Genomic DNA, 14,315 nt, shown 5'->3' with positions numbered 1-14,315 from the left:
CCTGTCTGGCGAACCGGCCACCGACCTGCACCCCCCACCGGACACTCCGAGGGCGACCACGCGCACACCGTGGACCCCGACGCCGTGGGAGAACCGCACATGGCCCCCGCCGAACCCATCAGCGGCGACCCCGTGGACTGCGCGAAGTGCGGACGACCCCATGCACGCGACAACGGGAAGCCGACCTGCACCGGGCACTCCCGAGCGGGCGCGGCGTGCAAGAACGGGCCGCTCCCGGGCCAGCGGGTGTGCCGGATGCACGGGGGCGGGTCGCCGCAGGCTCAGGCCGCAGGCCGGCGCAGGCAGGAGGAGGCCGCGGCGGCGGTCGCGGTGCAGACCCTCGGGCTGCCGGTGGACATCTCCCCGACGGACGCGCTGCTCGAGGAGGTCCGGTGGACTGCCGGGCACGTGCAGTGGCTGCGGCGCCGGGTGCAGGAGCTGCACGAGGAGCCGACGCACCAGGCGTTCACGCTGGACGGCCGGCCGGTCGGAACGGCGAACCCGTCGGGGCGTGACGCTCTGGTGTGGGGCACGACGAAGGTCGTCGACAAGCAGTCCGGCGAGGCCCCCGGGACGGACACCACGCAGGAGGCTCGTCCGTCGATCTGGTACGAGCTGTACGGGCGGGAGCGCAAGCACCTCGTAACCGTGTGTCAGGCGGCGATCAAGGCCGGGGTCGAGGAGCGGCGTGTGCGTCTCGCCGAGCAGCAGGGCGAGCTCGTCGCCGGAGCCATCCGCGCCATCCTCGCGGACCTAGGGCTGACGGCGGAGCAGGAGGCGCTGGTCGCTGAGGTGGTGCCTCGGCATCTGCGGGTGCTGGCGGGCGGCGTGGCGTAGCCCGTTCCCCGTCCGGGCACGCGTATTCAGCGTTACCTTCGGTGTCGTGCGCGCCATCCTCATCTTCGCCGCAGAGAGCCCCCCGGCCCCGCCGTTCTGGCAGACCCCATTGGCCGGCGTGGTCGTCGGGGCACTATTGAGCGCATTCTCGACGTTCATCCTGTTCACGCTCACCCAACGACGGGACGCTCGGAACAAGGCGAGGGACCTGCGAAGAGACGCCGGCGTGGAGACGTTGCGCGTCGCATACAGGCTCAGGGATACAGGGAACGAACTGCTCGCTTCAATGGTGATCGTTGAGACGCCAGAGCAGATCCCGCCGAATCGACGAAAGGAGGCCCTCGGCGAGTATGACCGGCGGTTCGCCGAATGGCAGGCGGCATCAGCAGCTGCGGGCGAGCAGCTCCACGTCGCGCGAGCGACTACGTCGGGCGACGTGTGGCTCCCTTTCAACGCCCTACTGGCCTGCGACCTGCAGATGAGCGCCCTACTCGAGCCGGGCGCTGACCCCAAGGCGAGGTCGCAGCACCAGGAAGAGATGGACTTCCACCTCGCGTACATGGCCGACCACATCCAGATGGACGCCAGAATCCTGCTGGGGACGCGCTACGGAGGAAAGCTCGGGCGACTGCGCGCATGGTTCGACACGCGCGGCCCCTGGGGAAAGAGGCGCATCGAGCGCGAGGCCGAAAGCTACGGCCCCGCTCCGACCGCTCCTCCGCCCAATGGCGAGGAGGTCGCACCTGGTCCCTCATCATCCTGAGGTGAGCATCGACTGGGCTGAGCACGCCGCCCGCATGTTCGAACCCACCCCACCGCAGCCACCTGGGCCGACCAAGCACGCCGCGGCCCCGGGTAGGGCAAGTGGGCGCGGGCGCAGCCGATCCGTGCCCTTTTCCAGCAGGGCCGCATCCACGTCGTCGACCCCGACGTCATCGACCTGTCGATCCTCGAGGACCAGGCGACCGCATGGACAGGGGACCCGAAGCAGGCGTCCCTGGACCGGGTGGACGCGGAGGTGCTGGGGCTGACGTGGCTGATGTACCCGCATCAGCGCGCCGAGAAGGGCAAGAAGCAGCCCGCCGGCCGCGGCGGTCAGCGGTGGGCGGGGATGCGCGGACGCTAGACCATCCCGCGATTCTCCACCAATGCCACGTCGAGGATCTCCGGCACCCGGGCGCGGACCTCCGCCACGAGGCGCGTCACGTGGTCGGCGTCGTCGGCGGTGATCAGCCACACGTCACCGTGTCGGCCGCCGGCGTCCGTCTCGCCTGTCTTGAGGTCGACCTCGGCGATGTCACGCAGCACGCCCTCGACCGCGTCGTCGAGAGTCGGGCTGGTGGGGTAGGTGAACCTGACCGCGTACTGAGGCATGCGCCGAGCGTCCTCCGGTTCAGACGCTCGGTCCAGACCATTAGCCTCTGGCACCCCCGACCGGACGATGACCCTGCCAGGCCATCGACCCGGGGGGCAGCAGCGCGCGGGACTACATGCAGGACCAGTGGGCGCCTCTCGCGCACATCCCCGAGCTCACCGAGAACCGCCGACCCTCGTCCGCGATCGCACCCACGTGGATCGACGACGTCGACGCCCGCCACCTCACCGCCTACCGCGTCCTGTCCGCGATGCGCGACAACACCCGCCGGTACTGGCTCCCCGACTCGATGTGGACCCGGGAGGTCCGCGGACGCGGGCAGGGCCTCGGCATCTCCGAAGAACCCGCCGCGTCCTGCCGCGAGTACGGGGACGCCGCTCTGCTCGTCGGCACCGCCCGCGCTCTGCTCCTCGGGGACAACCCGACCGTCGACTACCCCGACGACACCCCGGACGCGCGCCGAGACGTCCTTGTCTTCTGAGGTGCGCCTAACTTAGGTTTGGCTCACCTTCACCACAGGAGACGCCGCACCGATGCCCCATCCCCGTCCGCACGGCCGTGCCCGCGACGCGCGCCGCAACCCGCGACGCGCCCCCCGCGCGCTCCTGCTGGTGACGGCCCTGCTGGGAGTCCTCCTCGCGGGCTGCGCCTCCCCGGCGACCACGGCCGCGCACGCGCCGGCCGCCGCCGGGGACCGCCCGCCGCTCGGCGAGCTCACGCCCCTGGAGGACCCGCGGTCCTGGGTCGGCGAGCAGACGGCGGTGAGCGCCGCGACCCCGGTCGACCCCGTCGCGCAGGACCCGCAGCCGGCGCTCCCCGTCACGGTCACGGACGCCCAGGGCACCGAGGTCACGGTCACCGACACCAGCCGGGTGCTGGCGCTCGACCTGTACGGCTCGACGTCGCGGATCCTGTTCGAGCTGGGGCTCGGGGGCAGCGTCGTCGGGCGGGACGCGTCCTCGGACTTCCCGGAGGCCGGGGGCCTGCCCCTCGTGACGCGGGACGGCCACGACCTCAACGGCGAGGCGATCCTGGACCTCGCGCCGACGCTCATCATCACCGACACCACGCTCGGCCCGTGGGACACCGTGCTCCAGATGCGGGACGCGGGGATCCCGGTGGTCGTCGTCGACTCCCGGCGCGACCTGGAGTCGGTGGACGACCTCATCACCTCCGTCGCCGCCGCCGTCGGGCTGCCGCGGGAGGGTGAGGCGCTCGCCGCGCGGACGCAGGCGGAGATCGACGCGGTGGTCGCCGACATCGAGCGGCTCGCGCCCGACGACCCCGCGGACCGGCTGCGCGTCGCGTTCCTCTACCTGCGCGGGCAGGCCGGGGTCTTCTACCTGTTCGGCGAGGGCTCCGGCGCGGAGGCGCTCGTCACCGCGCTGGGGGGCGTGGACGTCGCCGCGGAGATCGGGTGGCAGGGCATGCGCCCGGTCACGGACGAGGCCCTGGTCGCCGCCGCGCCCGACCTCCTGCTGGTCATGACCGCCGGTCTCGAGTCGGTCGGGGGCGTCGACGGGCTGCTCGAGCAGCTCCCCGCCGTGGCGCAGACCCCCGCCGGAGAGCACCGGCGCGTCGTGGACATGGCGGACTCCCAGGTGCTGTCGTTCGGCCCGACGTCCGCGCAGACGCTCGACGCCCTGGCCCGCGCGTTCTACGCGCCCGACGCGTCGTGACGGCGGTGGGCACGCGGCCCGCGGCCACCGCGCGCGCGACCGCCCCGGCGGCCCCACCGGCCCGCCGCAGCCGGGTCGCGCTCCTGGCGGCGGGGCTCGCGGTCGCGCTGGCGGTGCTGGTGGTCGTCGCCGCGGGGACCGGGCAGCTGCGCATCCCGCCCGGTGAGGTGCTCGGCTCCGTGCTGCACCGGCTCGGCGTCGACGCCGGCCCGCTCCCGACGCACCCGAACGGCGACGCCGCCCTGTGGACCATCCGGTTCCCGCGGGTCGCGATGGCGGTGCTCGCCGGTGCCGCGCTCGCCGCCGCCGGCGCCGTGATGCAGGGCGTGTTCGGCAACCCCCTGGCCGACCCCGGCGTGGTCGGGGTGTCGTCGGGTGCGGCGCTCGCGGCGTGCACCGGGATCGTCCTCGGGCTCGGGTTCCTCGGGCCGTTCACGTCCGCCGCGCTGGCCTTCGCGGGCGGGCTCGTCACGACGCTGGTCGTGTACCTGCTCGCGCGGTCCGGCGGGCGGACGGAGGTCGTCACGCTCGTGCTCACCGGCGTGGCGGTGAACGCCGTGTGCGGCGCGGGCATCGCGTTCCTCACGTTCCTGGCCGACACCCAGGCGCGCGAGCAGATCGTGTTCTGGCAGCTCGGCAGCCTCAACGGCACGCGCTGGCAGTACGTCGCGGTGGTCGCGCCGTTCGTGGCCGCGGGGCTCGCGGTCGCCCTGCTCGTGGCCCGCCGCCTGGACCTGCTCGCCCTCGGGGAGCGCGCGGCGCGGCACGTCGGGGTGGACGTCGAGCGGCTGCGGGTCGTGAGCATCGTCGCCGTCGCGCTGCTGACCGCCGCGGCCGTCGCGTTCTGCGGGATCATCGCGTTCGTCGGGCTGGTCGTCCCGCACCTGGTGCGGATGGCCGTCGGTCCCGGGCACCGCGCGCTCGTGCCGCTCAGCGCGCTCGGCGGCGCGGTGCTGCTGCTCGCGGCCGATCTGGTCGCGCGGACTGCCGTCGCCTCGGCGGACCTCCCGATCGGCATGCTGACCGCCCTGGTCGGCGGGCCGTTCTTCTTCTGGCTCATCCGCCGGACCCGGCGCCAGGCGGGGGGCTGGGCGTGACCGCCCGCACGGGAGCCGGGCCCGCCGCCCCGGTCGCCCCCGCCGCCCCCGTCGACCCTGTGCCGCCGGGCGGGGCCGCGGTGGCGGTGCGGCTCGAGGCGGCGGGCTACGACGTCGACGGGGTCACGCTGCTCGACGCGGTGGACCTGGAGGTGCGCCGGCACGAGCTGCTCGCCGTCGTCGGGCCCAACGGCGCGGGCAAGTCCACCTTGCTCGGCCTGCTCGCGGGCGACCTGCGTCCGACGCGCGGCAGCGTCACGGACGACGGCGCGCCCGTCGCGTCGCTGCGCCCGGCCGAGCTCGCGCGGCGCCGCGCCGTCCTGCTCCAGGAGCACCGGCTCAGCTTCCCGTTCACGGTCGCGGACGTCGTGCGCATGGGGCGTGCGCCCTGGCGCGGGACGGCCGCCGAGGACGACGACGACCGGGTGGTCGCGGAGGCTGCCGCCGCCGGCGAGGTCGTGCACCTGGGCGACCGCCGGTTCCCGACGCTCTCCGGCGGCGAGAGGGCCCGCACCGCCTACGCGCGCGCCCGGGCCCAGGCCACGCCGCTGCTGCTGCTCGACGAGCCGACCGCGGCCCTCGACATCCGGCACCAGGAGATGGTGCTGGCGCAGGCCCGGGACCTCGCGCGGCGCGGGCACGCCGTCGTGGCCGTCCTGCACGACCTCAGCCTCGCCGCCGCGTACGCCGACCGCGTGCTGCTGCTCGGCGACGGCCGCCCCCGGGCGCTCGGCACGCCCGCCGACGTGCTGCGGCCCGACCTGCTCGGCGACGTCTACCGGCACCCCGTCGAGGTGCTCGTCCACCCCCGCACCGGCGACCTCGTCGTGCTGCCCGACCGCACCACCCCGGAGGACTCCCGATGACCCCGCCCCCGGCGCTCCGGCGCCTGACGGCCGCCGCAGCACTCGCGTGCGTGACCACGCTCGGCGCCGCCGGCCCCGCTCTCGCGGCGTCGCAGGTCGACGTCGCGGACCAGGACGGCGGGCCGGCGGTGCTCGACCCCGCCGCCGCGACGACCCTGCGGGTCTCGGGCACCGGGTTCCAGTCGGTCCCCGGCGGGTTCGGCGGCCTGTACGTGCTGTTCGGCTGGGTCGACCCGGCGGCCGGTGACGGCTGGCGTCCCAGCGCGGGCGGGGCGTCGGGCGTCCAGTACCGCTACGCCGTCGACGCGCAGAGCCAGGAGAACGCCGGGTACCAGCGCTTCGTCGCGTTCCCCGGGTCGCGGACGTCGGCCGAGGCCAACGGCGGCCAGCTCGCCGAGGACGGCACCTGGGCCACCGAGCTGACCGTCCCCGGGCCGGTGCTCGAGACGCTCGGCGCGGACGGCGGGACCGTCGAGGTGGACTGCCGCGAGGTGACGTGCGGCGTGATCACGATCGGGGCGCACGGCGTCGCGAACGCGACGAACGAGACGTTCACGCCGGTGCCGTCCGCCGCGTCCGGCGCGGCGGCGACCACCGGCGCGGACGCCGTGGCGCCGGCCGACCCGGCGGCAGCGCCGACCGCGACAGCGCCGGCCCCGACGCCCGGCCACGGGTCCACCACCCCGAGCGCCGACGCCGTCGCGGCACCGGAGCCGTCCGACCCGGGGGCGGCGGTCCCGTGGCCGGCCGTCGTCGCCGGGGGGCTCGCCGCCGTGGCCGCCGTCGGGCTCGTGGCCCTGCGGCGGCGTGCGTCCGGGCGGACGGCCACCGACGACGTCGGCGACGGCGACGCACCCGACCAGCACTGACAGGGGAGGACCGCGACCCACCCGGTCGCGGTCCGACGAGAGCCCGGGCAGCCGGGCCGGAGAGGGAGACGATGCACCGAGGAACGAGGACCCGCGCGTGGCGCGTGGTCACCAGCGCGGTCGTCGCGCTGGTCGTGGGGGCGGGCACGACGCTCGCCGCCGGGACGGCCGGGGCCGCCGAAGCCGACGACCCCGCGGGCGGTGCGCCGAGCTGCGTCGGCATCGCCGGTGCGACGTTCGAGTGGGGGGTGAAGGAGTCCTTCCGGACGTACATCTCCGGCCCGATCGCGCACGGCTCCGTCACCCCGGCCGACGTCACCGGGACGGGGCCGTGGACGTGGTCCGGCGGCACGGGTGAGATCGGCGAGGACGGCCTCGCGGCGGCCTCGTGGGGGAGCGGGTCGGTGCGCTTCGAGGGGCACGACGGCGCGCTCGACCTGACGTTCTCGGCGCCGGAGGTCACGGTCACGGGTGCCACGACGGCGACCCTCACGACGACCGTCGACCCCGGGACGGCCGAGCCCTCGCGGGTGGAGCTCGCGACGCTCGACCTCGCGGGCGGCACGTCGTCGACGGACGCGACGCAGGTCGCCTGGTCCGGGGTGCCCGCCACTCTGACGGAGGCCGGCGCGGTCGCGTTCGCCGGGTTCTACGGCGCGGGGACGGCGCTCGACCCGGTGGCGTTCACGCTGCCCGCGGGCGCCGCGCTCGACGGGTGCGGGACGCCCCCGGTCGACCCGGAGCCCGAGCCGGAGCCGGAGCCCGAGCCGGAACCCGAGCCGGAGCCGGCCACGCCGACGCTGCGCGTGTCGCAGACCGAGGGCCTCGACCCCGACGGGGCGACGATCACCGTCACCGGCGAGGGCTACGACACCAGCGCCCTGGGCACCCACCCGCCGGTGCTGAACCAGCCCGCCGGCGTGTACGCGCAGATCGGGTGGCTCGCCGAGTCGTGGCGGCCGTCGGAGGGCGCGCCGTCCGCCGCGCGGAGCGGCGCCTACACCCGCTGGGTGCAGGGGGTGAACGACACCCCGCCGTACCTGCGGTGGACCGTGCAGCCCGACGGCACGGCGGACTTCACGTGGACCGTCGAGGTGGACCAGGCGACGCTGGACGAGAAGCGGATCGAGGGCGGCACGCTGGCGGTGTTCACCGTGGGAGCCTCCGTCGCGCAGGCCGCGAACGAGCAGGCCGTCGCGATCGCCTTCGCCGGCTCCGGTGGTGACACCGGTGGCGGCGACACGGGCGGTGGTGACACCGGTGGCGGTGACACGGGTGGCGGTGACACGGGTGGCGGTGACAACGGCGGCGGGACGCCGGCCCCGACGTGCGTCGCCGTGACGGGCGGCACCCTGGACTGGGGCGTGCGCGCGTCCTTCCGCACCTACATCACCGGCCCGGTCGCGGGCGGCACCGTCTCCGCCACCGGCGTGACGGGAACCGGCCCGTGGACCTGGTCCGCGGGCTCCGGGCAGGTCGACGAGGACGGGCTGGCGACGGCCGCCTGGTCCGGCGGCGTGCGCTTCGTGGGGCACGGCGGTGAGCTCGACCTGACCTTCGCCAGCCCGGAGGTCCGCGTCACCGGTGCCGGCACGGCCGACCTGCGGGTGACCGTCACCACCCCGGACGGCTCGCAGCGGGTCCGGCTGGCGACGCTCGACCTGGCCGCGGGCACGGCCGCGTCCGACGCCTCCCGCCTCGCGTGGGCGGGCGTCCCCGCCACGCTGACCGCCGCGGGCAGCGAGGCGTTCGCCGGGTTCTACCCGGCCGGCGCGGCGCTCGACCCCGTGTCGTTCACGCTCCCGCTGGGTGCTGCGACGTCCTGCGGCACCCCGGGCGTGCCGACCACGCCGACGGTCCCCGTCACGCCGGTGACCCCCACGCCCCCGGGTGAGGTCACGCCGGTGCGCGAGGTCCAGGGTCTGTCCGCCGCCGGCTCGGTCGTCGCGGGCGGTGCCGTCACGGTGACCGCGAACGGCTTCGGGGCGGGCGAGACGGGTATCCGCCTCGAGCTGCACTCCGACCCGGTGCTCCTCGCGGGCGGCCTGGTGGCGGACGCCGCCGGGTCGGTCACGGTCACGGCGACCATCCCCGCCTCGACGCCGGCCGGGCCGCACACGCTCGTCCTCGTCGGCGCCGGGCAGACGCTGGAGCTCCCGATCACGGTCGAGGCCGCGGCGCCGGTGTGCGTCGCGCGGGCCGTCTCGGGAGCCACGCTGACGTGGGGCGTGCGGGAGTCGTTCCGCAGCTACGTCACCGGCCCGATCGCCCAGGGCTCGGTCACCGCGGACGGCGTCTCCGGCACCGGTCCGTGGACGTGGTCCGGCGGGACCGGCCGCTACAACGCGGACGCCGGTCTCGGTGCCGCCTCGTGGTCCGGGGGCGTGCACTTCACGGGGCACGGCGGGCAGCTCGACCTGACGTTCTCCGACCCGCAGGTGCGGCTCACGGGCGCCACGTCGGCCACGTTGACCCTCACGGTCGCCGGGCCGTCCGGGTCGTCCCGCGTCGCGGTGGCCACGCTCGACCTCGGCGCCGGCACCGCGTCCCGCGGGGCCGCACAGGTGGCCTGGTCCGGCGTGCCCGCCACGCTGACCGCGGCCGGCGCCGGCGTGTTCGAGGGGTTCTACCAGGCGGGCGAGGCGCTCGACCCGGTGGCCTTCACGCTGCCGCTCGGTGCCGAGGTCGAGTGCGACGCGACCTCCGGCAGCCTCGCCACCACGGGTGCCGAGCCCGGTGACGCGGTCGGCTACGCCGTCGCGCTGCTGCTGTTCGGCGGCCTGCTGACGGCGGCGGTCCGCCGTGGTCGACGCCGGGCCCACGGCCTGACGGCCTGACGGCTCGCGGGGGTGGGGCGGCGCGCGCCGCCCTACCCCCGCCTCACTCCCCGGACCCCATCTCCGCCACCACGCCGCACGGTGTCGCGCACGGCGTCGCCGCGTGGCACCGTGTGCGGCGCACCCCTGTCCCTGCCGTCCCCGAGGACCACCGCATGACCTCCCCGCACCCGGGCCCCGCCACCGGCCGGCCCGGTCACCGTCCCGCCGGCCGCCCCGGTCCCTCCGGAACCCCCGCGGGCGGGCACCCCCGCCCCGGCCGCGGAGCCGGTGGGCCTGCCGCCGGCCGCCCGGGCGGTCACCCCGGCGGGCACCCGGGTCCCCGTCCCGCCGGTCCGCCGGTCGAGCGCCCCGCCGGTGCCCCGAGCACCCCCGACGCGCCCCGCGCGGTCGTGCTCGTGCCGGCCCTCCTGACGTGGGTGGCCGCCGCCGCCACGACCGCGGCCTACCTCGCGCTCGGCGCCGTGCTGGACGCGGCGCGCACCGGTGACGGCGTGCCCGGCGCCGCCGTGGCGGTGCTCGTGGCCGCGGTCGTCGTCCTCGGGGTGGCCGCGTTCGCCGGCCCGCGGACCAGCCTCGCCGCGGTCGGCCCGCGGGAGTCGGTGCGCCGGGACGTGCTGCTCGACCAGGCGCTGCGGCTCGGTGTCGCGTTCCGCACGCAGGAGCGCTCCGGCCGGTTCGTGTCGACCGCCACCGACGGCGTCGAGCGGGCTGCGTCCCACGAGGTGACGTTCCGCTACCCGATCATCGCGTCGATGACGGTCCCGGTGGTCGCGCTGCTGCTGCTCGGGGCGGCCGTCGACTGGGTGGTCGCGGGCTGGCTCGCGCTCGCCCTGCCCGCGATCCCGCTGGTGGTCGGCGGCTTCCAGCGGGCGTTCCGCGGCGTCTCCGTGCAGTACCGGATGACCGCGCGCCGGTTCGCGGGGCAGTTCCTCGACGCGATCCAGGGGCTGCCCACGTCGACCGCGTTCAACCGCGCGGCCGCCAAGGGTGCGGAGCTCGCCCGCTCCGCCGAGCAGCTGCGCCGCATGGTGATGCGCCTGCTCACGCGCAACCAGCTGGTGCTGCTGGTCATCGACTCCTCCTTCTCGCTGGTGATGGTGACGGCCGCGGCGGCGCTGGCGGTGCTGCGGCTGCGGGACGGCGCGATCACCCCGGGGCAGGCCGTGGCGGTGGTGCTCGTCTCCACGGTGCTGCTGGAGCCGCTCGACCGGGTCGGCCAGTTCTTCTACGTCGGGCTCGGCGGGCGGGCCGCGGTGCGCGAGATCGAGTCGGTGCTCGACCAGGTGCCGGCGGCGCTCGACGCCCCCGGCGTGCAGGCGCCGGCCGGCTGGGCGACGCCCGCCACGGCGCCGGACCCCGACCCGGGCACGGAGGTCCCGGAGGCGCTCGCGCTCGAGCACGTCTCGTTCGCGTACCCCGGCGGGTCCCCGGTGCTGGACGACGTGTCGTTCACCGTCCCGCGGGGCGCGCGCGTCGCGCTCATCGGCCCGTCCGGGTCGGGCAAGAGCACGGTGGCCGCCCTCCTGCAGGCGCACCTGCGCCCCGGCAGCGGCGTGGTGCGGGTGGGCGGGCACGACGCGACGGTCGTGCCGCTCGCGTGGGTGCGCGCGCAGACCGCCGTGGTCGCGCAGTCGACGTACCTGTTCACCGGAACCCTCGCGGACAACCTGCGCCTCGCCGACGCCGACGCGGACGACGAGGCGCTGTGGCACGCGCTCGCGCAGGCCAACCTGGCCGACGAGGTCCGGCGGTTCCCGGACGGGCTCGCGACCCGGGTCGGGGAGCGGGGCCTGTCGCTGTCCGGCGGCCAGGCGCAGCGGCTCGCGGTGGCGCGCGCCCTGCTCAAGGACGCCCCCGTGCTGCTGCTCGACGAGCCGACCAGCCAGGTGGACGCCGCCTCGGAATCCGCCCTGGTGGAGGCGCTCGACCGCGCCGGCGAGGGGCGCACCGTGCTGGTCGTCGCGCACCGGCTGAGCACGGTCCGCGGCGCGGACGAGGTGCTGGTGCTCGCCGAGGGGCGGGTGGTCGAGCAGGGACCGCCGGACCGGCTCGGCGGCATCGACTCGTACTACGCCCGCGCGATGGACCTGTCCGGCCTGGCCGGGACGCCCGGCACGACCGGCCCGACCGGCACGACCGGAACCGCCCGCGCCGACGCCACGGAGGCGACCCGATGAGCACCGTGCTCGACCCCGCCGCGGCCCCCGCGCCCGCCCCGCTGTCCCGGGCCGCGATCTCCCGCCGGCTGGTCCGGTTCGGCCGCCCCGTGCTGCCGCCGCTCGCGGCGTCGCTGGTCTGCCGGGTGGTCGGCCAGCTGCTCGGCATCGCCCTGCTCGCGGTGGCGGCGGCCGGGGCCGCCCGGGTGGCGGACGACCCCGCTGCCCCGCTCGCCCCGACGGTGTGGACGCTCGTCGCGCTGTCGCTGCTCAAGGGCGTGCTCCGCTACCTGGAGCAGCTGACCGGCCACGCCGTGGCGTTCCGGGCGCTCGCGATGCTGCGCGTCGACTTCTACGACCGGCTCGCGCCGCAGGCTCCCGCCGGCGTCCTGTCGCGCCGCACCGGCGACCTGGTCAACCGCGCGACCAAGGACGTCGACCGCGTCGAGGTGTTCTTCGCGCACACGCTCGTGCCCGCGGTGAGCGCCGTCGTCGTGCCGGTGGTCGTCCTGGTGGTGCTGGCCGTCCGGTACGACCCGGTGCTCGCGCTCGTGCTGCTGCCGTTCCTCGTGCTCGTCGGGGCGGTCGTCCCGGCGTGGGGCCGCGAGCCCAGCGCCGTCGCGGCGACGCGCGTGCGGGCCGCCCGGGGGCGGATCGCCCAGCTCGTCACCGAGTCGCTCCAGGGCGTCCGCGAGGTGCTGGCGTTCGGGGCGGAGACGCGGCGGCGGGCCCAGGCGCGCGCGCTCGCGGACGACGTCGGGCTGGGCCTCGACGGGCTGGCGGCCTGGACGGCCCGCCGTCGCGCGGCGAACGCGGTGCTGCTGGTCGCGGCGGTCGCGACGGTGGCGCTCGTCGGGGCGGCGCGCGTGTCCTCCGGCGCGCTGACCTGGGCGGACTACGCCGTCGCGGTCGTGCTGGCGCTCGCGGTCTTCACGCCCGTGCTCGCCGTGGAGGACGTGGCGCCGGACCTCGAGCAGGCGTTCGCCGCCGCGCGCCGCATCTGGCGGGTCACCGACGCGCCGCCGGCCACCACCTCGCCCGCCCACCCGGTGCCGCTGCCGGACGGGCCGCTCGACGTGCGGTTCGAGGGCGTGACGTTCGCCTACCCCGCGTCGCAGGACGACGACGCCGACGGTGTCCCACAGGCGCCGCGGCGCCGGGTGCTCGACGGCGTGGACCTGCACGTGCCCGCCGGCGCCACCACGGCCGTCGTCGGGTCGTCGGGCTCCGGCAAGTCGACGCTGGTCAACCTGCTCACCCGCGCGTGGGACCCGGACGAGGGGCGGGTGCTGCTCGGCGGGGTCGACGTGCGGGACGTCGCGCTGGAGGACCTGCGGCGGCACGTCGCCGTCGTCGGGCAGAGCACCTACCTGTTCAACGACACCCTCGCGGCCAACCTCCGGCTCGCGGCGCCCGACGCCACCGATGAGCAGCTCGAGGACGCGTGCCGCCGGGCGGCGCTGCACGACGCGATCGTCGCGATGCCCGACGGCTACGCCACCCGGGTCGGCGAGATGGGCGAGCGGCTGTCCGGTGGGCAGCGCCAGCGCGTGGCGATCGCCCGCGCGCTGCTGCTCGACGCGCCCGTGCTGGTGCTGGACGAGGCGACCAGCCAGCTGGACGTGGCCACGGAGGCGGAGATCCAGGACGCGCTCGCCGAGGCGGCTCGGGGCCGCACCGTGCTCGTGATCGCGCACCGCCCGGGGGCGGTCCGCACCGCGGACCGCGTCGTCCACCTGGGGCGGCCCGGCACCTGAGGCCGGCCGGCCGCGCTCAGGACGTGCGCGTCGCGACCACGTCCCGCGGGGTCCGCCCGGCCGCGAGGGCCCGCCGCTCGAACCGCGTGACCGGGCGGTGCTCCGGCCGCGGGGCGTAGCCGCCGAGCTCGTTGGTCAGGCCCGGGTCGGCGGCGACGACGTCCAGCATCTGCTCCGCGTACGGCTCCCAGTCGGTCGCGCAGTGCAGCACGCCGCCGATCGCCAGCCGGCTCCGCAGCAGCGCGACGTGCTCGGGCGCGACGATCCGGCGCTTGTGGTGCCGGGCCTTCGGCCACGGGTCGGGGAAGAACACGTGCACCGCGGCGAGCGACCCGGGCGCGACGACCCGGCGTACCAGGTCGAGAGCGTCGCCGTGCGCCACCCGGACGTTGGTGAGGCCCTGCTCCTCCAGCAGCACGAGCAGGTTCGCGACCCCGGGCAGGTGCACCTCGACGGCGAGGTAGTCGCGGTCGGGGTCGGCGGCCGCCATCGCGGCCGTGGCGTCGCCCATGCCGGAGCCGATCTCCAGGACCAGCGGGGCGGTGCGGCCGAACAGCGCGGGGGCGTCGAGGGCCCCCGCGGCCGTCGTGGGCGGCAGGCCGAGCACCGGGTCGTGCACGGAGACGCCGTACCGGGGCCAGAGCCGCTCGAGCGCGTCCGCGCGCCGCTCCCCGAGCGTCGCCCGGCGGGGGTGGAACGTGCGCACGGGCTGCCCGGCGACCTTCTTCGCCTGCCGGAACGCGTCGGCCGCCCGGTCCGCGGCGGGCGGCCCGGCGGAGGACGGGGTCGGATCGGTCGGCACGGCGTCGAGGGTAGCCGCGCCCGCCGGACGTGGCGTC

At 76.6% G+C, this 14,315-nt stretch carries 12 protein-coding genes; 10 read left to right on the top strand and 2 right to left on the bottom strand.

Annotation, left to right across the window (positions count from 1 at the left end):
- The first annotated feature begins 255 nt into the window (after nt 1-255).
- Nucleotides 256-837, top strand: a complete 582-nt coding sequence (locus K5O09_RS16325) for a hypothetical protein (RefSeq protein WP_222170499.1) — start codon at nt 256-258, stop codon at nt 835-837.
- 46 nt (nt 838-883) lie between these two features.
- On the top strand, nt 884-1,600 hold the full coding sequence (locus K5O09_RS16320) for a hypothetical protein (protein WP_222170498.1): 717 nt from the start codon (nt 884-886) through the stop codon (nt 1,598-1,600).
- Between the two features lie 359 nt (nt 1,601-1,959).
- Here the strand turns inward: K5O09_RS16320 and K5O09_RS16315 are convergent, their stop codons facing one another.
- On the bottom strand, nt 1,960-2,211 hold the full coding sequence (locus K5O09_RS16315) for a hypothetical protein (RefSeq protein ID WP_222170497.1): 252 nt from the start codon (nt 2,209-2,211) through the stop codon (nt 1,960-1,962).
- A gap of 116 nt (nt 2,212-2,327) precedes the next feature.
- On the opposite strand from K5O09_RS16315, the gene K5O09_RS16310 reads away from it, so the two are divergent.
- The 8 genes from K5O09_RS16310 to cydC all read left to right on the top strand — a co-directional run bounded on the left by K5O09_RS16310 (nt 2,328) and on the right by cydC (nt 13,476).
- Complete coding sequence (locus K5O09_RS16310; RefSeq protein ID WP_222170496.1) at nt 2,328-2,693, top strand: hypothetical protein; 366 nt, start codon at nt 2,328-2,330, stop codon at nt 2,691-2,693.
- 52 nt (nt 2,694-2,745) lie between these two features.
- On the top strand, nt 2,746-3,891 hold the full coding sequence (locus tag K5O09_RS16305) for a hemin ABC transporter substrate-binding protein (protein WP_222170495.1): 1,146 nt from the start codon (nt 2,746-2,748) through the stop codon (nt 3,889-3,891).
- A gap of 5 nt (nt 3,892-3,896) precedes the next feature.
- Nucleotides 3,897-4,988, top strand: a complete 1,092-nt coding sequence (locus K5O09_RS16300) for an iron ABC transporter permease (protein ID WP_222170493.1) — start codon at nt 3,897-3,899, stop codon at nt 4,986-4,988.
- Nucleotides 4,989-5,068: 80 nt separating this feature from the next.
- A complete protein-coding gene (locus K5O09_RS16295; RefSeq protein WP_370635582.1) occupies nt 5,069-5,854 on the top strand; it encodes a heme ABC transporter ATP-binding protein in 786 nt (261 codons plus the stop codon).
- Nucleotides 5,851-6,723, top strand: a complete 873-nt coding sequence (locus tag K5O09_RS16290; protein ID WP_222170492.1) for a hypothetical protein — start codon at nt 5,851-5,853, stop codon at nt 6,721-6,723. The genes K5O09_RS16295 and K5O09_RS16290 overlap by 4 nt, the downstream gene beginning before the upstream one ends.
- A 104-nt stretch (nt 6,724-6,827) precedes the next feature.
- The gene (locus tag K5O09_RS16285; RefSeq protein WP_222170491.1) at nt 6,828-9,560 is read left to right on the top strand and encodes an HtaA domain-containing protein; all 2,733 of its coding nucleotides are present in this window, start codon (nt 6,828-6,830) and stop codon (nt 9,558-9,560) included.
- A gap of 398 nt (nt 9,561-9,958) precedes the next feature.
- Nucleotides 9,959-11,740, top strand: coding sequence for an ABC transporter ATP-binding protein/permease (locus K5O09_RS16280; RefSeq protein WP_222170490.1), 1,782 nt, complete (start codon nt 9,959-9,961; stop codon nt 11,738-11,740).
- Nucleotides 11,737-13,476 carry a thiol reductant ABC exporter subunit CydC gene (gene cydC, locus K5O09_RS16275; RefSeq protein ID WP_222170489.1) on the top strand — a complete coding sequence of 580 codons (1,740 nt, stop codon included), beginning with the start codon at nt 11,737-11,739 and terminating at the stop codon, nt 13,474-13,476. The genes K5O09_RS16280 and cydC overlap by 4 nt, the downstream gene beginning before the upstream one ends.
- Nucleotides 13,477-13,492: 16 nt before the next feature.
- Here the strand turns inward: cydC and trmB are convergent, their stop codons facing one another.
- On the bottom strand, nt 13,493-14,278 hold the full coding sequence (gene trmB / locus K5O09_RS16270; protein WP_222170488.1) for a tRNA (guanosine(46)-N7)-methyltransferase TrmB: 786 nt from the start codon (nt 14,276-14,278) through the stop codon (nt 13,493-13,495).
- Nucleotides 14,279-14,315 lie beyond the last annotated feature (37 nt).

The organism is Cellulomonas sp. C5510 (assembly GCF_019797765.1).
Classification (GTDB): domain Bacteria; phylum Actinomycetota; class Actinomycetes; order Actinomycetales; family Cellulomonadaceae; genus Cellulomonas.
Note: the sequence above shows the minus strand (reverse complement) of the source record. Positions and strands in the feature narration are given on the sequence as shown.